Source organism: Kribbella sp. NPDC050124 (genome assembly GCF_044460355.1).
In the GTDB taxonomy this organism is placed as follows: Bacteria; Actinomycetota; Actinomycetes; order Propionibacteriales; family Kribbellaceae; genus Kribbella.
The window spans coordinates 157,765-178,978 of record NZ_JBITJU010000008.1; the positions used below are offsets into that span (position 1 = coordinate 157,765).

The following is a 21,214-nucleotide window of genomic DNA, read 5'->3' on the forward strand; positions in this document are numbered from 1 at the left end:
ACGTTGTCTGTCAAGCATTGACTTCGGCCGCCTCGGCCTCCTACGGTCGCAAAGCCCAGCGGGTTTGGGTCGTGGTACCGGGATGACAACGATTGCCCGAAGGTGGACGTGATGGTGACAAGGAAACGTTTCAAAGCAGCCGCCGCGGTGAGTGCGCTGCTGCTGGCGGTCTCGGCCTGCAGCCAGGGGTCGACGACCAAGGAGCCGGAGGCGGGGGGCTCGCAGAGCGCCGGTCCGGCGAACATCAAGATCGCGTACCAGCAGTGGGGCCCGGGCACGGTGATGAAGAACTTCCTCGCCGGCGTCAAGGCCGAGTACGAGTCGGCCAACCCCGGCTCGACCGTCGAGGTCCTGCCGATCGTGGCCAGTGAGAACGACTACTACACCAAGCTGCAGCTGATGATGCGGTCGCCGAACACCGCGCCGGACGTGGTCTACGAAGACACCTTCCTGATCAACTCCGACATCACCGCCGGCTACCTGAAGCCGCTCGATGACTACATCAAGAACTGGGACCAGTGGGGTCAGTTCGAGGACACCGCCAAGGGCGCGGCCAAGGCGCTGGACGGCAAGACGTACGGCGTCCCGGACGGCACCGACACGCGGGCGCTCTGGTACAACAAGCAGCTGTTCGCGAAGGCCGGACTGCCCGCCGACTGGCAGCCGAAGACCTGGGACGACGTGCTCAGCGCCGCCCGGACCATCAAGGAGAAGGTCCCCGGCGTCATCCCGCTGAACGTGTACTCGGGCAAGCCGATGGGTGAGGCCTCGGCCATGCAGGGCTTCGAGATGCTGCTCTACGGGACCAAGGACTCGCTGTACAACAACGACCAGCAGAAGTGGGTCGTCGGCAGCCAGGGCTTCAAGGACTCGCTGAACTTCATCAAGACCATCTACTCCGAGGGCCTGGCCCCGACGCCGAAGCAGGCGCTCGACCCGAACATGGGCAGCAAGGTCGGCACCGAGCTGCTGCCGGGTGGCAAGCTGGCGATCGCGCTGGACGGCTCCTGGATCTACGGCAACTGGCAGAAGACCGGCGCCAAGCCGTGGCCGCAGTGGAGCGAGGTGCTCGGCCAGACCGCGATGCCGTCGCAGGACGGCGGCGGCAAGGGCAAGGTCAGCCTCTCCGGCGGCTGGACCTGGGCGATCCCGGCCAAGTCGAAGAACCCGGACGCGGCCTGGAACCTGATCAAGACGCTGCAGACCCAGAAGAACGCGGCCAAGTACGCGACCGAGGGCGCGCAGATCGCCGTACGCAAGGACGTCGCCTCCGACGAGACCTACAAGTCGTCCGCGAAGAGCACCCAGTTCTTCACCGACCTGGTCTCGGTCACCGTGTACCGCCCGGCGTACGCCGAGTACCCGAAGGTCTCCAACGAGATCATCACCGCGATGGAGGCGGTGATGACCGGGCAGTCCACACCGGACGAGGCCGCCAAGAACTATGACGAAGCCGTCGAAGGCATCGTCAGCAAGGACAAGACGACCACGGACAGCGGCGGGCAGTAGCCCCCGTCTGTATCCCGTCAACTAGCCCCCGGCTGACGAAGGATCCCTCCCTGTGACGACGACAGTCGCTCCCGCGGCGGCCAAGCCCGCTCCGTCCGGCAAGAAGTCCGGACCGAGCGGGCGGCCGCGCGCCGCCAAGCTGTTCAGGATGTTGCCGCTGACACCGGCGATCGGGTTGATGCTGGTCTTCCTGGCCGGCCCGATCATCTACTGCCTGTACGCCGCGTTCACCAACATGGCGCTCACCGGCACCGGTGCGGCCGACGTCAGGTTCGTCGGCCTCGACAACTTCCGCAAGGCGTTCGGCAGCGGCGCGTTCACCAACGCGATCTGGCTGACCCTGGTGTTCACGCTGATCTCCGCGATCATCGGCCAGAACACGCTCGGTCTCGGCCTGGCCCTGCTGATGCGCCGGTCCACCAAGCTGGTCCGCAACTTCGTCGGTACGGCGGTCATCGGAGCCTGGGTGCTGCCCGAAGTGGTGGCGGCGTACCTGCTCAGCGCGTTCTTCAACGACGAGGGCACGCTGAACGTGATGCTGCACGCGGTCGGCCTGCCCGGCCAGGACTGGTTGTACGCGGCACCGATCATCGCGGTGTCGCTGGCCAACATCTGGCGCGGTACGGCGTTCTCGATGCTGGTCTACTCGGCCGCGCTCAGCGAGATCCCCAAGGAGATCGAGGAGTCCGCCGAGATGGACGGCGCCCGCGGCGGCCGGCGGCTGCTGTGGGTCACGCTGCCGATGATCAGCCGGGCGATCATGACCAACCTGATGCTGATCACGCTGCAGACGCTGAGCGTGTTCGGCCTCATCTACGCAATGACCCGCGGCGGGCCCGGCACCAAGAGCCAGACGCTGCCGCTGTACATGTACGAGCAGGCGTTCAGCTTCTCCCAGATCGGCTACGGTACGGCGATCGCCCTGGTGATGCTGGCGATCGGCGCGGTGTTCTCGCTGATCTACCTGCGTGGACTGAGCTCGGAGGCCGCATGACTGTACATATGCCACGCCTCCGGCGCGGCGGATCATCGGGCTGTAACTCCCGGCCTTCCCTCGTCACTCCGGTCGCTTCGCTCCCTTCACTCCTCAGTCCAGGCCGGGAGGCCCGATGATCGCGCGCGATCGAATCAGCAAGCTGTCCGCCAACCTCATCCTGTTGGCGATCGGCGTGCTGTTCGTCCTGCCGCTGCTGTGGGTGCTGTTCGCGTCGATCAACCGGACCGCCGGACTGCGGGTCGAGTTCCCGACGAATCCGACCCTCGGCAACTTCAAGGCGGTCCTCAACACCGATACGACGTACCGGCCCGTTCTGAACGGCGTGGTGCTGTGTGGTGGTGCTGCACTGCTCACGATGGTTTGTGCGGTGCTGGCGGCGTACCCGCTGTCGAGGTTCAAGTCGAAGTTCAACCGGCCGTTCCTGCTCACCGTGCTGTTCTGCACCGGGTTGCCGATCACCGCGGTCATGGTGCCGGTGTACGGCCTGTTCGTGCAGCTCAACCTGGTCGACACGATCGGCGGCACGATCATGTTCATGGCGACCTCGTCCTTGCCCTTTGCGATCTGGCTGACGAAGACGTTCATGGACGGCGTACCGCTGTCTCTCGAGGAAGCCGCGTGGGTGGACGGCGCCAGCAACATGCAGGCGCTGCGCCGCATCGTGCTGCCGCTGATGTGGCCGGGGATCGCGGTCGTGATGATCTTCACCTTCATCGGCATGTGGGGCAACTTCTTCGTCCCGTTCATGCTGCTGCTGTCGCCTGAGCGGCTGCCGGCCTCGGTCAGCATCTTCACCTTCTTCGGCCAGTACGGCGAACCCAACTACGGTCAGCTGGCCGCTTACTCCCTCATCTACACGACTCCTGTGTTGCTGCTGTACCTGCTCTTGAGCCGGAAGCTGGGCGGCGCGTTCGCCCTCGGCGGCGCAATCAAGGGCTAGTACGACGGGGAAGTCCAAGAGGACACCGCTTCGCGGCGGCAGTCCTGTTGGCCGCCTCCGGCGGCGTGCGCGGACTGTGGTGACGGGTCGATCTGGTCGGCGCCGCGGACTGCAGGCGGGGCAGGAAATGACGCCGCTCCGCGGCGGCTGATTCGTCGGGCGCGCACGCTGCGGTGACAGGCCTGCGTGGTTGGCGCGGCGGCTGTGGTCGGCGATCAACGGACGCCGCTGCGCGGGCGGCTGACCAGCTGGCCGCCTCCGGCGGCGTGCGCAGGCCGAGGTGGATGGCAGCGCTGGTTGGCTCCGTGGACTCGGGACGGTGGGAGAGAACGTCGCTGACTTGTCGGGGCGTTCACACCGGGTCGATGTGATTTGCGCGAGTTGCGGACGTGGGTCGTCGAGTTGTGGATTTCTGTTGCAGATCCGCTGGCCAGTGAACCGAAATCGACGACTCGCTACATCGCCGACACTGCTGGCCGGTCGATCGGCAATCTTCGCCGTGGCGGCCGGGGCTGCAGTGAACATCAAACCTGGAGCTCGCGGCATCTGGCTCTACAAAGGGGACGCCACGACGGCAGGTCGGCCGATGGAACTACCTGACCAGACCGCAGCTGGAATCGCGGCCCAGCGAGTAGCGAGTCTGGGGCTCCCGCGATGCGGAGGGAGGTATTGAGATGTTGCGTGCAGGGCCTGTCATTGCCGGGATGCTTGGCATCTTGGTTGTTGGATGCACGAATCAGACGCCAACGGGTGGTTCGGAATCGACGTCTAGAGTGACGGCGCCAGGTCAGTTGCCGACACACAGCTCCGACGAGTCTGGTCCGACCGAGGGTGAGATTTACGCTGCGGTCTACGAGGCGTTCACCGCTCCAGACGTTCTTGCTGTCTGGCCCGGGTCGACCGCGGAGTGCTGTCAGTGGGGACAGTTGGAGCGACTCCCTGAACGTGACCACACCACCGACAGCGGCGAGACGGTCCACGCATTCCCTATAGCACTTGACTACGTGGGCGAGTACTACGACAGCGACGGCGAGCTCATCCTGACTGTGCAACGTCGTGGCGCTGATCAGGCGCTCTGCTTCTTCCGGGCGGACGATGAATGGCAGAGCGAGATCTGCACTCCATAGAAGTTCTGCGTGGGCGTCCGGCGTAGGAGAGCGGTCAGAAGAGGGTCGGTGCGTCAGAAGCCGCTGTGGCTTGCAAGTCAGTGAGGATCGACGTCGGCACGGTTCTGTGTCATTAGCAGCTTCAAGAGGCGGGCGCAGGCGAGCGCGTCGTACGTTGCGCGGTGAGGGACGAGACCTGGAGGGAAGTCGAGATCCAGACCTAGGGCGTCGACGAGGAAGCCGAGGCTGTACGACGTTTGGCCCGGTAGCAGGCGTCGGGCCAGTCGCAAGGTGTCCAGGACGCGATCGGGTTGATAGCCAGGGACCGATCGAGTGACGACGCCGAGGTCGACGCTCGCGTTGTGGGCGACGAAGACCCGGTCGCCGAGCGACTCTCTCAGTTCGCCGACGATGTTGGCGACCGTTGGAGCATCAGCCACCTGGGCGTCGGTGATCCGATGGAATCGTCGTGCCATCGCGGTGATCGGGCGAGGTGGGCGGACAAGCCAGGTCTTGGGCTGACCGATCGTTCCCTGCTGGATCGGCACGATCGAGATCTCCACCAGATCGGGTGGGTTCTGACCGTTGCCCTCGACATCGACTGCTGCATACTCGAATGCTGTCCAAGTGGGCTGCGCCTCGACCATAGACCGTGTCCTTGTTGGTGCGGCTAGCGGTTGGTGAGGGTGTGGTGGGTTTGTTGCCAGAACTCGAGTCTTTGGGCGAAGGGCCAGTCCCATTGGTAGTCGGGGGCGGCTTCGGCGAAGCGGGACAGGGCGGGCGGCGCGAGCGCTGCGGTCGCGTCTGGGACGGCGTCGAGGACCAGGGCCAGTCGGACCGTGAAGGTGACGAGTCTGGTGAGGCGGGAGTGGTCTTCGAGGTCTTTTAGTTGGGTGCGGAGTTGTTTGATGGTGCGTAGGGCGGTGCGGTGTTCGGAGCGGCCTGGTGGGGTGAGTTCGTCGGTGGGGATGCCGAGGAGTTCGGCTAGGTCGGAGAGTGGGACCTCGGGGGCGGGGGAGGTGGGCTTGCGCAGCAGGCCTGGTTTGTCTGCCTGGAGGCGGTCGGCGATCTGGTTGAGCAGTTCGTCCAGGCCGCGGACGACTGCAGGGAGTGCGAGGTCGGCGGTTTTGCGGCGGTTGCCGGCGAGGGCGGTGACGCGTGCGTGGTCGGCCTCGACCGTCGTACGCAACGATTGTGGCCAGTCGTCGAGCCCGACCAGTTCCTCCTTGGGGGCAGCCGACGTGTTGAGATCACCCGTGCTGAGAGGCTTGCCGCCGGCGAGTGCTGCGGCGATCTCCTCTTCGATCTTCTTCTGCGGACCCGGAACGATTGAGCTCACCCATCCACCCTACGCAGGTCTGGGTGCTGCCGACGGGCTGGTGGGCGCTGCGGGTGTCCTTCGTTGTCGGTGGCGCTGGGTTGGGGTGGACTGGGGTGCGGGCCGCGAAGGTGGCGGTTTTGGATACTGAGAGTGATCATGTGAAGGGGTTCACGCAGGGCAGCTCATCACAACCCGTGATCGGTGAGGGCTGCCGTTGGGGCGGGGTTTTCGCTACCTTGGGGTATTGGTCCCTCGATTTTGCAGGAGGCTCCGTGAAGATCAACGACGTACTGCGCGGCAAGGGCAACCAGGTCGTCACCATCTCCCCAGAAGCCACTGTCACCGAACTGCTCGCCTTGCTGGCCGACCACAACATCGGCGCGGTGGTGGTGAGCCCGGACGGGTCCTCCGTGGCCGGCATCGTCTCCGAGCGCGACGTCGTGCGCCTCTGGAACGGCACCCCTGACGCGGGCGACGTCCGGGTCAGCTCGATCATGACGTCCCAGGTCCACACGTGTACGCCGGACGATCACATCGACAACCTGATGCGGCTGATGACCGAGCAGCGGATCCGGCACGTGCCGGTCGTGGTCGACGGTTCACTGACCGGTCTGGTCAGCATCGGCGACGTGGTCAAGTCCCGGATCGGCGAGCTCGAATTCGAGCGCGAACAACTGTCCAACTACATCAGCCGCTAGGCCGCGGAGAAGGCGAACAGCACCACCATCGCCAGGACTAACAGCAGGCCGATGGCGAGCAAAGCCGTGCCGATCAGGCCGCAGATCTGGCCGGCCTGGGCCATCCCGCGGTTGTTGTAGACGCCCGGCGACGCGTCGATCTCGGCGAGTGCCTGGCTGCCCAGCCACCAGGCGACCGGCGAGACGATCAGCAGGCCGGTGCACAAGGCGATCGCGCCGAGCACGAGGGCGACGGTGGCCTGCGAGTGGTCGCGCAGGACGCCGTACGCCGGCTGGTCCGGGAGGCCCGGCTGGAGCGGGTACGACGGGGACCAGAAGGTGTGGGTGCGGTCGGTCGCGTCGGTCGGCCGCTCGGTGAACGACATGGTCTTGCTCCTCTGCTCAGAACCCAGGCGCTGAGCAGAGGAGCCAGACGCTCTCAGCTCAGTTCGATCAGGTCGCCCAGCGCGAGCTCGGTGAGCTGCGGCCGGACGTCCTTCGCTTCCCCTACGACGACGACCAGCAGGCCGTTGGTTCCGACGTACCGCCGGTAGGCCTCGGTGGCCTCGTCGGCGGTGGTGGCGGCGATCTGGGCCAGGTAGGTGTCGGCGAAGCCGATCGGGACCCCGTTCGCGATGTTGCTGCCGACCTGCTGGGCGACCGAGTCGGCCTGCTCGTACCGCAGCGGGGCGGTCCGGATCAGGCTGTCCTTCGCCTCCTGGACCTCCTGCTCGGTCAGCCCGTTGCGCGCCTCCCGGAGGATTCGGAGCGCGTCGCTGATCGCGGCGCCGGTCACCTCGGTGCGTACGGCGCCACCCAGGCTGAACGTGCCGCCCTTGCGGGGCGCCGCGAAGCTCGTCCGGGTGCCGTAGGTGTAGCCCTTCTCCTCGCGCAGCACGGTGTCGACGCGCGACGTGATCGTGCCGCCGACCACGTGGTTCGCGACCGCGGCCGCACCCCAGGCGGGGTCGCGGCGGTCCGGACCGGCGCAGCCGATCAGCAACTGGCTCTGCACGGAGCCAGGCCGGTCGACCAGTACGACGCGGTCGCCCGGGATGTAGATCGGCTCGGGCGTATCGAGGGCCGGGCCGGACGCGGAGGTCCAACCGCCGAACGCGTCGTCGATGATCCCGGCCACGTCCACGCCAGTCGCGTCACCCGCGAACAGGATCTGCGCGCGGCCCGGGCCGATGTTGTCGCGGTAGAACTCGGCCACCTGGACGTTCGTCAGCGGCCGGATCGTGTCCGGTGTCCCGGCCGTCGGGCGCGAGCGTCGCGTCGCCTTGTCGAACAGGTTCGCCGCGAACGCCTCCCGCGCCCGGTACCCGGCGTTCGCCCGCTCCTGGTTGATCTCGCCGAGCCGGATCGTCACGTGCCGGCCGACATCCTCCTGGTTGAAAGCGGGCCGGGTGACCGCCTCGGCCAGCAGTGTCACCGCCGGCGCCAGGTGGGACACCGGCACCGAGATCTCCACGTGCAAGGCGTCCGAGCTGACGTCCACGCCGTACGCCGCTCCGTGTCGCTCCAGCGCGGCCGCGAAGTCGTTGGCCGACCGCAACTCGGTGCCCTCGTCGAGGGTCCGGGACATGATCGTCGCGACGCCCTCGAGCTCGCGCGGCTCGGCGATCAGCGGCATCGCGATGGTGACCCGGACGGTGGCGACGTACTGGCCCGGGCGGTCGAAGACGTGCACCGGGGTCCCGGCGGCGGTCGTCGTGGTGGTCGCGTCCGGGAACTTCCAGGGACGCTGCGCGCCGACGGCCGGCGGGGTGGTCACAACCTGGTTCATGCCTGCTCTCCTGCCGACTCGGTACGGCGGTAGGTCACCTGAGCGCGCCCGGACGCGCGGATCCACTTCGCGGCCGCGGCCTGCACCTCGTCGGCGGTGACCGCCTTGACCTGGTCGATGCGGGTGTTGATGCGGTTCGGGTCGCCGAACAGCAGGGCGTGGTGGGAGATCTCGTCGGCCCGCCCGGCGCAGGTGGCCAGCTGCTCCAGCCAGTCGCGCTCGGCCTGCGCCTGCACGGTGGCGAGCTCGTCCTCGGTGATGCCGTTCTCCGCGAGCTTCTCGATCTCCTCGAGCAGCGCGTCCTCGACCTTCTGCAGGTCCACGCCGTCCGAGGCGATCCCGGTCAGCGTGCCGAACGAGACGCCGCCGATCAGCGGCAGCGCGCCGCCGGACACCGACTGCGCGATCTGCTCGTCCCGGACCAGCCGGCGGTTCAAACGACCGCTCTGGCCGGCCGCGAGGATGTCGAGCGCGAGACCGGCCGCGTCCAGCTCCGGCGTGCCGTCGACCGGCAGCCGGAACATCATCGTGACCAGGTCGGACGGTACGTCGGACACCACGTCGTCCCGCAGCACCTCGGTCAGCGGGCCGATCGTGCCGTCCGGGGCGGCGGGCGGCTTCGGGATCGCCGGCAGGTGGCCGAAGTACCGCTTGGCGGCGTCGAAGGCGTCCTCCTCCGAGACGTCGCCGACGATCGTCAGGACGGCGTTGTTCGGGCCGTAGTACCGGCGGAAGAACGCGTGCACGTCATCGACCGAGGCGGCGTCGAGGTCGGCCATCGAACCGATCGTCATGTGCGCGTACGGGTGGCTGCCGGGGAAGGTGAGCCTGACCAGCCGCTCGTAGGAGTCGCCGTACGGGCGGTTGTCGTAGCTCTGCCGCTTCTCCTCCTTGACCACGTCGCGCTGGTTGTCCAGGTTCTCCTGGTTGACCGCGTCGAGCAGGTAGCCCATCCGGTCGGCCTCGAGCCACAGCGCCAGGTCGAGACCGCCGCTGGGCAGCGACTCGAAGTAGTTCGTGCGGTCGAAGAAGGTGCTCGCGTTCAGGCTGGCGCCGGCGGTCTCCAGCAGGCTGAAGTGCTGACCGGACGCCACGTTGCGTGACCCCTGGAACATCAGGTGCTCGAACAGGTGCGCGAACCCGGTCAGCCCCTCCGGCTCGTGCCGCGAGCCCACGTCGTACCAGAGGTTCACGGCGACGATCGGGACGGCACGGTCGGAGCTGACGACGACACGCAAGCCGTTGTCGAGCGTCTGCTCCGCGATGGGGTAGGTCAAGGGCATGCCAGCTACCCTACGTGGTCCCGAAAACCTCCGCGTGGGTTGTCGATCTCGCCCGTGTTCGCGCATCGGGTTGGTAGATGCTGGATTCCGACCTGCACAGGAGAGGTGAGATCGGTGGGCAAGTACCTGGTGATGATCTACGACAACGAGTCGATGTGGGCGGCCGCCGGACCGGAGGTCGCGGAGGCGAACCACCAGCGGCACCAGGCGTTCGCGGCGGCCAACGGGTCTGCGCTGCGCGGTGGTGCGCAGCTGGGTGAGAGCGGCACCGCGACCTCCATCCGCTCGGACGGCAACGGCGGGTACGTCGTCACCGACGGGACGTTCGTGGAGACGAAGGAAGTGATGGGCGGCTACTACCTGATCGAGGCGGCCGACCTGGACGAGGCGCTGGAGATCGCCAAGCAGGTGCCGGCACCGATGGGCGGCGTCGAGGTCCGGCCGATCGTGAACGGTGGCTGACTCAGTCGCGGAGGCCGTGGCGGAGGCCCACTCGTCGGAGTGGGCTTTCGTCCTGGCCGCGACGGCTCGGGTCGCGGCCGACCTCGACCTGGCCGAAGACTGTGTCCAGGACGCGTACGCGCAGGCGCTGGTGCACTGGAAGGAACAGGGCGTACCGCGCCGCCCGGGTGCGTGGCTGACGACTGTTGCCACGCGGCGGGCGCTGGAGCTGCGCCGCAGGGCGACTGTTGCCGAGCGGAAGCTGCCGCTGCTGGTGCCGGACCCGATCGACGACTCCGGCGCCGAGGTGTTCCCGGACGACCGGCTGCGGCTGGTGTTCACCTGCTGCCACCCGGCGCTCGCGCAGGAGGCGCAGATCGCGCTCACGCTCCGGCTGGTGTGCGGGTTGTCGTCGGCGGAGATCGCGAAGGCGTTCCTGGTCAAGGAGACCGCGATGCAGGCTCGGATCACCCGGGCGAAGCAGAAGATCTCCCGGTCCGGCATTCCGTACCGGGTGCCCCGGCTGACCGATCTGCCGGAGCGGACCGACGCGGTGCTGGACGTCGTACACCTGGTCTACACCGCAGGGCACACGGCTGCGGACGGTGCTGAGCTGTCGCGGCCAGACCTGGCCCGGCGGGGGATCGACCTCGCTCGGATGGTGCGGTTGCTGCTGCCGGACAGCGGGGAGGCTACTGCGCTGCTCGCGTTGCTCCTGCTGACGCAGGCGCGGCAGGCGGCGCGGGTCGACCACACCGGGCAGTTGGTGCTGCTGGAGGACCAGGATCGCTCGGTGTGGGACCAGACGCTGATCGCTGAGGGGCTAGCCCTGGTGCATGAGGCGCTGGGGTGGCCGGTTGGGCGGTTCGGGTTGATGGCGGCGATCGCTGCGGTGCACGCCGAGGCGGAGCGGTGGGAGGACACGGACTGGCCCGAGATCCTGGGGCTGTACGACCTGCTGGTCGCTCGCTGGCCGTCTCCGGTGGTGGCGCTCAACCGGGTCGTGGCGCTCAGCTACGTCGACGGGCCTGCCGCCGCGTTGCGGGTGCTGTCGGAGTTGGCCGACGATCCGGCGTTGGCGACGTACCCGTATCTCGCGTCCACTCGTGCCGAGATGCTGTGGCGGTGCGGCCGGGTCGCGGAGGCGCGAGCGGCGTACCAGGAGGCCCTGGCGTTCACGAGCAACGCCGTGGAGGCGGAGTTCCTGGTACGGCGGATCACTCGAGGCGCTTGAGGACCTCGTCGTGCAGGCGGCCGTTGGTGGCCACGGCGTTGGGTCCGTTCGGTCCGGGGACGCCGTCGACCGAGGTGAACTTGCCGCCGGCCTCCTCGACGATGATCGCGAGGGCGGCCATGTCGTACAGGTTCAGCTCGGGCTCGGCGGCGATGTCGACGGCGCCCTCCGCGACCAGCATGTAGGACCAGAAGTCGCCGTACGCGCGGGTCCGCCAGCAGGAGTCCATCAGGTCGGCCCACTGGTTCTTCTTGCCGAGCTTCTCCCAGCCCTTGAGCGACGCGTACGACAGCGAGGCGTCCTCGATCTTGCTCACGTCGCTGACCCGGCAGGGCTGTGAGGAGTGCAGGGCGCGGCCGGTCCAGGCGCCGTCGCCGTACGACGCCCACCAGCGCTTCCCGAGGGCGGGAGCCGACACCACGCCGACGACCACCTGGTCCTCGATCATCAGGCTGATCAGGGTCGCCCAGACCGGGACGCCGCGGATGTAGTTCTTGGTGCCGTCGATCGGGTCGACCACCCAGCGCCGTACGCCCCAGCCGGTGGTGCCGTCCTCCTCGCCCACGAACGCGTCCCGCGGGCGGGCCCGGGCGAGCGTCTTGCGCATCACGTCCTCGACCTTCTTGTCCGACTCGCTCACCGGGGTCAGGTCCGGCTTGGTGGCCACGTGCAGGTCGAGCGCCTTGTAGCGGTCCATCGTGGTCGAGTCCGCGTCGTCGGCCAGGATGTGGGCGAGCCGCAGGTCATCCGTGTGCGAAGGCATGCCGGAAGGCTAGCCTGAACCCCCGCTCAGCGGAGAGTGCGTCGGCAAAGGTTGCGGAACGGTTGCGACGCGGATTGAACCGAACCCGGTCGTTGAACGTGCATTAAGTGTCCCGTGAGCGGCGTGGCTTGACGCTACCGACGCCCAGGCACGCACCTCACGGCACTGGAGAAGCATCCACGATGCTCCGCATCGAGGACGCTCCTCCAGCACCGCGATGCACGCACCTGAACGCCGCTATCGTTCAAGCCACGCCGCTCACGGGACACTAGTGTCTGATCACGTTCACGACTGCCATGGAGGCGTCAATGTTCGAGCGCTTCGGGGACCTGCCGCTGCACGTGCTGGTGATCCACGCCGCGGTGGTCATCCTGCCGCTGGCCGCCCTCACGCTGATCGCCTTTGCGGTGCTGCCGCGGTGGCGCTGGCTGCTCCGATGGCCGGCCCTGCTGCTCGGGCTGGGTGCGCTGGTGCTCGCGTACGTTGCGAAGGAGAGCGGGCAGGCGTTCGTCGCCGCCGTACCGACGCTCGAACAGGCGGTGCGGGAGCACGAAGAGCGGGGCAACCTGTTGTTCTGGTTCTGTCTGGTGTTCGCGGCGGTGTCAGTGGCCGCTGTCCTGCTGCTCGGCGGGCCGTCCGCGCTGGCCAGCGGAAAGGGTGCCAAGGCAACCAAGAGCAAGCCGCTCGAACTGGCCACCAGCGCCGCCGTCGTGGTCATCGGCGTACTCGTCATCTACCAAACCATCCGCACCGGCGACGCCGGCGCCAAGGCAGTCTGGGACGGGCAGCTTCCTAAGTAGCCTCGGGAACGGCTGGGGGAGCGTCGCGGCCTTCGCGGCTGGCTAGGAGGCGGCGGAACGAGGCTACTCGTGCCGGATCCACGCCTTGGGCTTCGTCGAGGGCGCAGTCGGGGGCGGATTCGGTGTGGGTGCAGCCTCGGGGGCAGTCTTCGGCGATCTCGGCGAGGTCGGGGAAGGCGTGGATCAGGTGGTCGGGGTCGACGTGGGCCAGGCCGAAGGAGCGGATGCCGGGGGTGTCGATCAGCCAGCCGCCGTCGGGGAGGCGCAGGACCTGGGCGTTCGTCGAGGTGTGGCGGCCGCGTCCGGTGACCTCGTTGACGACGCCGATGGCCCGGTCGGCGCCGGGGATGAGTGCGTTGACCAGCGTGGACTTGCCGACACCGGAGTGGCCGACGAGCACGCTGGCGCGGTCGTGGAGCTGTTCGCGGAGTTCAGTCAGGTCGCCGTTCTGGTGCGTCGCCACCGACTCGACGCCGAGCGGCCGGTAGATCGAGAGCAGCGGGCTCGGGTCGGCGAGGTCGGTCTTGGTGAGGCAGAGCAGTGGCCGCATCCCGGCGTCGTACGCGGCGACCAGGAAGCGGTCGATCAGGCCGGTGCGCGGCTCGGGGTTCGCGACGGCGACCACGATGGCGAGCTGGTCCGCGTTCGCGACCAGCGGGCGCTCGACCGGGTCGTCGTCATCGGCCGACCGGCGCAGCAGCGTCGTACGCGGCAGGACCTCGACGATCCGCGCCAGCGTGCCTTCGTCGCCACTCGCGTCGCCGTCGAGCTTGACCCGGTCGCCGACGATCACACCCTTGCGGCCGAGCTGCCGGGCCTTCATCGCGGTGACCTGGCGATCGTCGACCCAACACGTGTAGCGGCCGCGGTCGCGGGTGATCACGAAGCCGATGACGGCGTCGTCGTACGAGGGGCGGTCCTTGGTCCGCGGCCGGGTCCGGCGCTTCGGCCGGTCGTACCGGGCCTCCTCGTCGTACCGCGACATCAGCCGGCCAGGCCGTGCGTGATGGTTCCGCGCCGTAGCGAGCAGGTGCTCGGTGCGGTAGCTCGGCGTGCTGGAGTGAAGGTCTCGATGCGGATCCATCGTGGCCTTTGCTCCAGTGCGGCGAGATGCCGTGCCGAGTGCCGCGCAGTAGGCGCGGGACCATCACGCACGGCCTAGCCCCGACCAGAGCTCGGGGAACTCGGGCAGGGTCTTCGCCGTGGTTCCGATGTTCTCGATCAGCAGGCCGTCGACGAGCAGGCCGAGTACGGCGGCCGCGTGCGCCATCCGGTGGTCGTGGTACGTGCCGAAAAGCCCACCGTGCAAGGGCTTCGGCCGGATCTCCAGTCCGTCCGGCGTCTGCGTCACGTCGCCGCCGAGCGCGTTGAACTCACGCTCGAGCGCCGCCAGCCGATCCGTCTCGTGGTTGCGCAGATGCGCGATCCCCCGCAGGTACGACGGCCCGTCGGCAAACGCAGCCACCGCGGCGATCACGGGCGTGAGCTCACCGACCTCGCCCAGATCCAGGTCGACGCCCTGCACCCGCCCGGTCCCGCGAACGGTCAGACCGTCGTCGGTGCGGGTCACCTCGGCTCCGAAGCGGGTGAAGATGTCGCGCAACTGGTCACCCGGCTGCGTGGTCTGTGCCGGCCAGCCGGTCACGGTGACCTCGCCACCGGTGAGTACGGCGGCGGCCAGGAACGGCGCGGCGTTCGAGAGGTCCGGCTCGATCGCGGTGTCCGTCGCGCGAATGGGGCCGGGGGCAACGACCCAGCGGTTCGGCTCGCTGTCGTCGACCTGGACACCGCGTTCGCGCAGCATGCCCACCGACATGTCCAGGTGCGGCTGCGACGGCACCGGCTTCCCGTCGTGGCGGATGTCGACGCCCTCGTCGTACCGGGCGCCGGCGAGCAGCAGCGCGGAGACGAACTGGCTGGAGCCGGACGCGTCGAGCGTGACCTTGCCGCCGCGGACCGAGCCCGCCCCGGACACGGAGTACGGCATCCGGCCGGTGCCGTTGTCGTCGATCTGGACGCCGAGCGTGCGCAGGGCGCCGAGGATCACGTTCATCGGCCGTTCCCGTGCGTACGGGTCGCCGTCGAACTCGACCACACCGTCGGCCAGCGCGGCCACCGGCGGGACGAACCGCATCACCGTGCCGGCCAGACCGCAGTCGACGCTCGCCGGGCCCTTGAGTGAGCCCGGAGTGACGGTGACCGTGCCGCCGTTCTCGGAGATGCCGACTCCGAGGGAGACCAAAGCGGACCGCATCAGCGTGGTGTCGCGGGCCGCGAGCAGGCCGGTCAGGTGCGACGGGCCGTCCGCGATCGCGGCGAGGATGAGCGCACGGTTACTGATCGACTTCGATCCGGGCACCGTGACCCGGCCGGTGACCGGTCCCTCGGCCCGCGGTGCCGGCCAGCCCTGCTCACTCATGCAACTCCTTCAGCTCGGATTTCCTGCCCCGAGCCTAGGGCATGAGCGTCATCGCGCCTCAGCTCAGGTGAGCTCCGCCTTCGCGAGCCGGGCCGCCTGCTTCGTCTCGCGGGCGAGCTGCTTGGCCTCGCGCTTGGCCGCCTTGGCTCCGCGCGTGGTCTCCCGCTTGGCCGCCTTGGCGCCGCGCTTCGTCTCGCGCTTCGCGGCCCGGGCGCCGTGCGACGCCCGCCAGGCGAGGCCCGGCTGGCCCTCGGTGTCGACTGCCGCGAGCAGCAGGCCGCCGAGCAGGCCGAGGTTCTTCATGAACTGGACCCGCTGCGCGGCCCGGGTCTCCTTGTCCTTCACCTGCCAGAACGGGTGGCCCGCGACGGTCACCGGGAGCAGCGTGGTCGCCAGCGTCGCGGCACCGAGCCGACGGCCCTTGCCGGTCGCCAGCGCGAGACCGCCGAGCACCTGGACGGCGCCGTTCAGGCGGACCAGGTTCACCGTGGTCTCCGGGATCCGGTCGCCGACCTGCGGCGGCGCGACCCGCTTCACCATCGGCACCAGACGGTCAGTCACCGGCTGGGCCTTGGGCACCAGCGGCTCGGGGTTGCGGATCGAGTTCGCACCCTGCACGACGAAGATCATGGACAGCAACGGCCTGGCCAGTGCGCGCACGACAGTCATGCCTCCTTCATACACCACGTTCCGGACGACTCCCGGTACCCACGGCTCAACCGTTCAGGCTTAGACGGGGCAGCCGTCCGGGCCGCAGGTGGGGTCGTCGGTGCCGGTCGGGGCGGTGATCAGGGTGACCGGCTTGCGGTCGGCGTTGGCCCGGCGCAGCGCCTCCTGGAACACCTCGACCGGCTGTGCACCACTCACGCCGTACTTCTCGTCGATGACGAAGAACGGGACGCCGTTGGCGCCGTACGCCAGCGCCTGGGCCTGGTCGGCGGCGACCTCCTCGGCGTACGTCGTACTGGCGAGGACGGCTGTGACTCGGTCGGAGGGGAGGCCGACCTCCGTCGCCAGGCTGGTCAGCGTGGCGTGGTCGCCGACCGGGAGGCCGTCGGTGAAGTACGCCTTGAGCAGGCGCTCCTTGAGGCGGTCCTGCGTGTCAGCCGGGACCTCGCCGGCGTCGACCAGCTCACGGGCCAGGTGCAGCACGCGGTGCGCGTCGACGGTGTTGGCGGACTTCGCCTGGTCGAGGTGGTACTCCAGGCCGACCTCAGCCGCGATCTCGGTGACGTGCGCGTTGGCCTGCACGCCCCACTCGCGGCCGCGGCCGTACTTCTCACCGAGCCGGGTCGGGAGGTCCCTGGGGTCGTCGCTGGTGGCCGACGGATCCAGCTGGAAGCTGTGCCAGACGATCTCGGCCTCCTCAGCGCTCTCGGCGAGCGCCTGCTCGAGGCGGCGCTTGCCGATGTAGCACCACGGACAGACCACGTCGGACCACACATCGATACGCATGCCCGGCGCAACCTGACCTGATCCGGACCTATTCCCAACCAGCTCCGGATGTGACGCGTCTGACGCTCCATGGACGACGACATGGACGAGGAACTCGTACGGTCCCTCTTGCAGGAACAGCATCCCGACCTGGCGTACCTGGAGCTGAAGGAGGTAATCGGCGGTTGGGGCAACCAGATGTGGCGGCTCGGCGACGACCTGGCCGTCCGGATGCCCCGGACCCACGGAGCCCCGGAACTGCTCCGCAAAGAGCACAGCTGGATGCCCGGTCTCGCCGCCCGTCTTCCCCTGCCCGTCCCGACCCCGCTGCGCCTCTGCGAACCGTCGGACCGCTTCCCGCGGACGTGGATGATCACCACCTGGGTCGCCGGAGAACCCGCGGACCATGCACCGATCACGGATCCGGCCGCCGCTGACGTCCTGGCCGGCTTCCTCAAGGCGCTGCACACCGACGCGCCGGCGGACGCGCCCGTGAGCGACAGATCCGGTCTGCCGCGCGGCCTGGGCTTCGAGGAGATCCACGAGTACGTCGGCCGCCGCGACGAGATCCGTGCGGTCTGGGAGGACGCGATCGCGGCACCGGCGTGGGACGGGCCACCGGTGTGGCTGCACGGTGACCTGCACCCGGCGAACGTGGTTGTTGCCGACGGCACGCTTGCCGGTGTGGTCGACTTCGAGGAGATCGGCGCCGGCGATCCGGCGACCGACCTCGCGGCCGCCTGGATCCTGCTGCCGGCCGGTGCCGCCGGCCGGTTCTTCGAGGCCTACCCAGCGGACGAGGCGACGGTACGGCGAGCCCGCGGCTGGGCGGTGACCCGGGCGCTGTTCCTGATCGCGATGGGGATCAACGGCGACAAGGGCCTCCCCGGCGGCAAGCCGCACTGGGGACCAGCTGGACAAGCGGCCCTCGACCGATTGCTGTAACGCGGGTTGTGCGGGGGGGGTGCGGAGCGCCAGGCCAGCACAACTTCGCGACCAGCTGGCCCGTGAGCGTGCCACGGGCACTGGGACCGCGATTGTGATGGCCTGGCGGTTCGGCACTCAGCGTCAGCTGACGGCCTGGGCGATCAGGTCGGCGACGGCCTTCGGCTGGGAGACCGAGACGGCGTGGGAGGCGTCGACCTCGATCGTGGTGGCGTCGGCGCGGGCGGCCATCTTGCGCTGGCCGTCCGGGTGGATCGCCTGGTCGCCGGTGGCCACCAGGAAGTGCACCGGCAGGCGCTTCCAGCTCGCCGGGCCGGACTTCTCCTCGAAGGCGGCGGCCGCGATCGGCCGCTGGAACCGGCCCAGCAGCTCGGCGTTCGGTACGTCGGCCGCGAACAGCGCCGGGAACTTGTCCAGCGCGAGGCTCAGGAACGTCTCCTCGCCACCGTCCCCGGTCGGCAGGGTGTGCGGGACCAGCCCGGACGCGAACTCGTTGGCGGGGAAGCTGCCGATCAGGCCCTGCAGGCTCTCGCCCTCGTCCGGCGCGAAGGCCGCGACGTACACGAGTCCGGTCACGTTGTCGGCCTCGTTCGCGGCGTTGGTGATGACGGCGCCGCCGTACGAGTGCCCGACCAGGACGACCGGGCCGTCGATCTCACGGACCAGCGCGGCGACCCGGCTGCCGTCGATGCCCGCGCCTCGCAGCTCGTTCGCCACGGCCACGGCCGGGATGCCCCGGCTGGTCAGCTCCGCGATCACCTCGGCCCACGCAGATCCATCCGCAAACGCACCGTGCACGAGGACGACGGTCGGGGTCTTGTCAGTCATGTTGCTCGATCTCCTTCGGTTGGCTTGTGTAGAAGGAAACCGCTTGGGGCCGGTACGACGGATCGGGCGAACAACTGAACTTCCGGCCACCGGATCCGGTCGTGGCAGGCTGGCCTGCACCCAAATCTCATGCGTTTGGGGGAGGGGTGAACCTTTCCAGCACCAGACGGGTCAGCTGGACCCGCGAGTTGACCCCGAGCTTGCCGAACGCCGACCGCAGATGCGTCCCGACCGTACTGGCCGACACCACGAGCTCCTCGGCAGCCGAGCGGTTCGTGTGCCCCTCGGCGACGAGCAGTGCGACCCGGCGCTCCATCGGCGTGAGCGCCTCCCACCCCTCCTGCGCTCGCGGCGGTACGGCGGCCCAGCGACGTCGCCGTACTCCGGCCGCCTGCAGCCTCGCCTGGATCCTCCCCGCCGGAGCGGTAGCACCGAGCCTGGTCAACGTGTCGAGCGCGTGCTCCAGCACCTCGATACCGGTGGCGCGGTCGCCAGCCTCAAGCTCAGCCCGGCCGTAGCGTTCCTCGGCAGTCGCCAGCAGCAGTGGTCGGTGCGCCCCGCCCAGGAGGTCGGTGGCGGCCTTCAACCGCTGGAGGTCGTCGCCAGCGGCCACCAGCTCAGCGGCCCCACGGAAGGCGGTCGACGGCGTGGCCGCAGCTTGAGCTGCCAGCTGGTCCCCGGCGTCTGCCTGCAACAGCACACCGGTCCGCTCGGGGAAGTCGAGTGGTACGTCGTGCAGCCGCGCAGCCGCCTTGGTGTCGCCGTCGGCCATGGCGAGCAGCGCGTTGATCGTCGGATCGTGGCCGGCGAGCTCACGGGCGTCGGTGAGCTGGCCGCGCAGCAGTGCGATCAGCGCGAGCACCTGGTGAGCTACCGGTGCTTGGGCCGAGTCGCCGAGGTCGGCCATCCAGCGCAGACCGGTCTTGGCGGCTGCCTCCGCATGCTGCAGGTTGCCTGCGGCCAGCTCGAGCCGTGCCTGCAGTACGGCCAGCTGTGGCGCCGACCACGAGTCGCCGGCGCTCAGGAGCTCCCGCACGCGCTCCAACGCTGCCGGGAGCTCGTCGGTCTCGGCGCGACAGTAGAGCTCGCCCACCTCGACCAGTGTGTCCGGCAGGCCTGCGCCGGCTTGTCGTGCTTCGACGTACAGGTCGCGCGCTTCGACGTACCTGCCTTCGGCCCGTGCGCGTTGGGCTGCGGCGACCTGCAGGACTGCACGTGCCACGGGGTCGTCTGCTGTGCTGGGAGCCTCTGCACCGGCTAGGACTCGGTAGGCGGCCAGGCGCTCGGCGAGATGCGGTGCGGTGTTGGGGACTGTGAGTTCGCGAGGATCCAGTCGGCTGGTCGCCCACTGGTGCGGGGCGAGCAGCAGGCGGAGTGATGCGGTGTGGTCGGGGGTGATGGGGCCGCGGTAGAGCGCCGTACCGCTCAGCAGGTCGTCGGCGAAGGCCTTGGCCCGGTCGTACTGACGCGCTGCGAGCAGCACACCGACCACGTCCGCACCGACCTCGGCTCGGAGTGGCTCGTCGACCAGAGTCAGGTCGAAGGCCTGCTGGATGACCTCGGCGGCAGTGCTCGACATCGTGGCGAGCAGGTCCTGAGTCGCTATGCGCAGGGTGGCGACAGCGGAGGCATCACCCGGCTGGGCGACCGCGATGACGTGCGGAGCCGCCGCAGCCGCTCCGCGTCCGGCTGTGATCAGCTGGTCGGCGATGGCACCGTGCAGTGCGCGCTGGGCAGACGGCGGTACGTCGGCCAGCGCAGCGGACCGCAGGAGCTCGTGCCGGAACCGCAGTACCGAGCCGGTGTCGGTCAGCAGACCAGCCTGGATGACCTCCTCCAGCGGCACCGCCAGCTTCGCCACCGGCTCAGCCATCAGTACGGCGACGTCCTCGAGCCGGAACTCGCTACCGAAGACCGCGGCCGTCCGCACCAGCGCCCGGCCTTGCTCGGACAGTCCGCTGGTGCGACGCCGTACGCCCTCGACCAGACCGGGCGGGAGCGGACCGGTCGGGGTAGCGGGGTTGTCGAGGTACAGGCCGGCGATGAGTTGCTCGGCGAGGAACGGGATGCCGTGGACGCCGGCCAGTTGCAGAGCGAGGGCCGAGTCGACCGGGGCGTTCAGGAGGTCGGCAGCGATGTCCTGGATGGCGTCCGGAGTCAGTGGGGTGAGGTCGATCGCGTGGACGGGGACCTGCGCACGGACGGCGTCCGTCAGCTGATCCGTCACGCCGCCAGGGTGCGGTCGGGTCGCGAGGAGCCAGAGGACGTGCGCCGTCGAGAGGCGGGGGATGACGACCCGCAGCACGAAGGCCGTCAGCGGGTCGGACCACTGGGCGTCGTCCAGCACGACCAGCGCGGGGCTGTCACCGAGACGGCGGCCGATGAGGTCGGCCAGCCGCTCAGCCAGCCAGAGTGGTTGGGTGTTGAGGCTGGCCAACTCCAGGAAGTGTTCCGTGTCGATCAGCGGGTGCTGGCCGGCGCGGAGAGCAGGGGCCAAAGAGGCGAGCGGACTGATGTTGTCGGTCTGCTGAGCGGCTGCACTGGCTACCAGGAAGCCACGGCGCTCGGCCTGCTCGACGGCTGCCCGCAGGAGCGCGGACTTGCCGATCCCCGGCTCGCCGGTGACGACAGCCAGCGAGGCCTGCCCGTCGCCAGCCGCGCGCAGAGCCTCCAGGAGCCGTCCAAGCTCCTGTGAGCGCCCCCGCAACGGTCCCATGGCGGACTTTGT

Annotated in this window: 21 protein-coding genes; 9 read left to right on the forward strand and 12 right to left on the reverse strand. The window is 69.0% G+C overall.

All coding sequences use genetic code 11. The features are described 5' to 3' along the window. The first annotated feature begins 111 nt into the window (after positions 1-111). The 4 genes from ACIBL3_RS20560 (at position 112) to ACIBL3_RS20575 (ending at position 4,573) form a co-directional block, all read left to right on the forward strand. Complete coding sequence (locus tag ACIBL3_RS20560) at positions 112-1,509, forward strand: extracellular solute-binding protein (RefSeq protein WP_396355020.1); 1,398 nt, start codon at positions 112-114, stop codon at positions 1,507-1,509. 52 nt (positions 1,510-1,561) lie between these two features. Further along, entirely contained in the window at positions 1,562-2,503 is a 942-nt protein-coding gene (locus tag ACIBL3_RS20565) for a carbohydrate ABC transporter permease (RefSeq protein ID WP_396355022.1), read from the forward strand. Positions 2,504-2,618: 115 nt separating this feature from the next. Continuing rightward, positions 2,619-3,446, forward strand: a complete 828-nt coding sequence (locus ACIBL3_RS20570) for a carbohydrate ABC transporter permease (RefSeq protein ID WP_360535309.1) — start codon at positions 2,619-2,621, stop codon at positions 3,444-3,446. A 1,004-nt stretch (positions 3,447-4,450) separates the two neighbouring features. Further along, on the forward strand, positions 4,451-4,573 hold the full coding sequence (locus ACIBL3_RS20575) for a hypothetical protein (RefSeq protein WP_396355023.1): 123 nt from the start codon (positions 4,451-4,453) through the stop codon (positions 4,571-4,573). Positions 4,574-4,650: 77 nt separating this feature from the next. Here the strand turns inward: ACIBL3_RS20575 and ACIBL3_RS20580 are convergent, their stop codons facing one another. Further along, on the reverse strand, positions 4,651-5,199 hold the full coding sequence (locus ACIBL3_RS20580) for an exonuclease domain-containing protein (RefSeq protein WP_396355025.1): 549 nt from the start codon (positions 5,197-5,199) through the stop codon (positions 4,651-4,653). Positions 5,200-5,222: 23 nt separating this feature from the next. Further along, positions 5,223-5,891 carry a hypothetical protein gene (locus ACIBL3_RS20585; RefSeq protein ID WP_396355026.1) on the reverse strand — a complete coding sequence of 223 codons (669 nt, stop codon included), beginning with the start codon at positions 5,889-5,891 and terminating at the stop codon, positions 5,223-5,225. A 254-nt stretch (positions 5,892-6,145) separates the two neighbouring features. Here ACIBL3_RS20585 and ACIBL3_RS20590 point away from each other — a divergent pair, with 254 nt between their 5' ends. Next, a complete protein-coding gene (locus tag ACIBL3_RS20590) occupies positions 6,146-6,571 on the forward strand; it encodes a CBS domain-containing protein (RefSeq protein WP_396355027.1) in 426 nt (141 codons plus the stop codon). Here the strand turns inward: ACIBL3_RS20590 and ACIBL3_RS20595 are convergent. Genes ACIBL3_RS20595 through ACIBL3_RS20605 form a run of 3 tightly spaced genes read right to left on the reverse strand, consistent with a single transcriptional unit; the run spans position 6,568 to position 9,622 of the window. Next, positions 6,568-6,936: a DUF4190 domain-containing protein gene (locus ACIBL3_RS20595; protein ID WP_396355029.1), complete on the reverse strand. Its 369-nt coding sequence runs from the start codon at positions 6,934-6,936 to the stop codon at positions 6,568-6,570. The genes ACIBL3_RS20590 and ACIBL3_RS20595 overlap by 4 nt on opposite strands. Before the next feature lie 53 nt (positions 6,937-6,989). Further along, entirely contained in the window at positions 6,990-8,339 is a 1,350-nt protein-coding gene (locus tag ACIBL3_RS20600) for a M16 family metallopeptidase (RefSeq protein WP_396355030.1), read from the reverse strand. Beyond that, complete coding sequence (locus ACIBL3_RS20605; protein WP_396355031.1) at positions 8,336-9,622, reverse strand: M16 family metallopeptidase; 1,287 nt, start codon at positions 9,620-9,622, stop codon at positions 8,336-8,338. The genes ACIBL3_RS20600 and ACIBL3_RS20605 overlap by 4 nt, the downstream gene beginning before the upstream one ends. Positions 9,623-9,736: 114 nt before the next feature. Between ACIBL3_RS20605 and ACIBL3_RS20610 the strand changes: the two genes are divergently transcribed. Together ACIBL3_RS20610 and ACIBL3_RS20615 are read left to right on the forward strand one after the other, a co-directional pair. Next, positions 9,737-10,084 (forward strand): YciI family protein, encoded by a 348-nt coding sequence (locus ACIBL3_RS20610; RefSeq protein ID WP_396355032.1) that lies wholly within the window; start codon positions 9,737-9,739, stop codon positions 10,082-10,084. After that, positions 10,077-11,297, forward strand: a complete 1,221-nt coding sequence (locus ACIBL3_RS20615; protein WP_396355033.1) for an RNA polymerase sigma factor — start codon at positions 10,077-10,079, stop codon at positions 11,295-11,297. Before ACIBL3_RS20610 ends, ACIBL3_RS20615 begins: the two co-directional genes overlap by 8 nt. On the opposite strand, the gene hisN is transcribed toward ACIBL3_RS20615, so the two are convergent. Beyond that, positions 11,281-12,060, reverse strand: coding sequence for a histidinol-phosphatase (hisN, locus tag ACIBL3_RS20620; protein WP_396355034.1), 780 nt, complete (start codon positions 12,058-12,060; stop codon positions 11,281-11,283). The genes ACIBL3_RS20615 and hisN overlap by 17 nt on opposite strands. Positions 12,061-12,368: 308 nt before the next feature. On the opposite strand from hisN, the gene ACIBL3_RS20625 reads away from it, so the two are divergent. Continuing rightward, positions 12,369-12,860 carry a DUF2231 domain-containing protein gene (locus tag ACIBL3_RS20625; protein ID WP_396355036.1) on the forward strand — a complete coding sequence of 164 codons (492 nt, stop codon included), beginning with the start codon at positions 12,369-12,371 and terminating at the stop codon, positions 12,858-12,860. Here ACIBL3_RS20625 and rsgA read toward each other — a convergent pair. The 4 genes from rsgA to ACIBL3_RS20645 form a co-directional block, all read right to left on the reverse strand. Continuing rightward, positions 12,853-13,845: a ribosome small subunit-dependent GTPase A gene (rsgA, locus tag ACIBL3_RS20630; RefSeq protein WP_396355249.1), complete on the reverse strand. Its 993-nt coding sequence runs from the start codon at positions 13,843-13,845 to the stop codon at positions 12,853-12,855. The two genes, ACIBL3_RS20625 and rsgA, sit on opposite strands and share 8 nt — an antisense overlap. Positions 13,846-14,007: 162 nt before the next feature. Then, the gene (aroA, locus tag ACIBL3_RS20635) at positions 14,008-15,279 is read right to left on the reverse strand and encodes a 3-phosphoshikimate 1-carboxyvinyltransferase (protein WP_396355038.1); all 1,272 of its coding nucleotides are present in this window, start codon (positions 15,277-15,279) and stop codon (positions 14,008-14,010) included. 63 nt (positions 15,280-15,342) lie between these two features. Next, positions 15,343-15,948, reverse strand: a complete 606-nt coding sequence (locus ACIBL3_RS20640) for a DoxX family protein (RefSeq protein WP_396355040.1) — start codon at positions 15,946-15,948, stop codon at positions 15,343-15,345. Positions 15,949-16,008: 60 nt separating this feature from the next. Continuing rightward, positions 16,009-16,734: a DsbA family protein gene (locus ACIBL3_RS20645; protein ID WP_396355042.1), complete on the reverse strand. Its 726-nt coding sequence runs from the start codon at positions 16,732-16,734 to the stop codon at positions 16,009-16,011. 81 nt (positions 16,735-16,815) lie between these two features. Between ACIBL3_RS20645 and ACIBL3_RS20650 the strand changes: the two genes are divergently transcribed. Then, positions 16,816-17,658, forward strand: coding sequence for an aminoglycoside phosphotransferase family protein (locus ACIBL3_RS20650; protein WP_396355044.1), 843 nt, complete (start codon positions 16,816-16,818; stop codon positions 17,656-17,658). A 123-nt stretch (positions 17,659-17,781) separates the two neighbouring features. On the opposite strand, the gene ACIBL3_RS20655 is transcribed toward ACIBL3_RS20650, so the two are convergent. Both ACIBL3_RS20655 and ACIBL3_RS20660 read right to left on the reverse strand, forming a co-directional pair. After that, a complete protein-coding gene (locus tag ACIBL3_RS20655) occupies positions 17,782-18,486 on the reverse strand; it encodes an alpha/beta fold hydrolase (protein ID WP_396355045.1) in 705 nt (234 codons plus the stop codon). A 127-nt stretch (positions 18,487-18,613) separates the two neighbouring features. After that, entirely contained in the window at positions 18,614-21,202 is a 2,589-nt protein-coding gene (locus ACIBL3_RS20660; protein WP_396355046.1) for an ATP-binding protein, read from the reverse strand. Positions 21,203-21,214 lie beyond the last annotated feature (12 nt).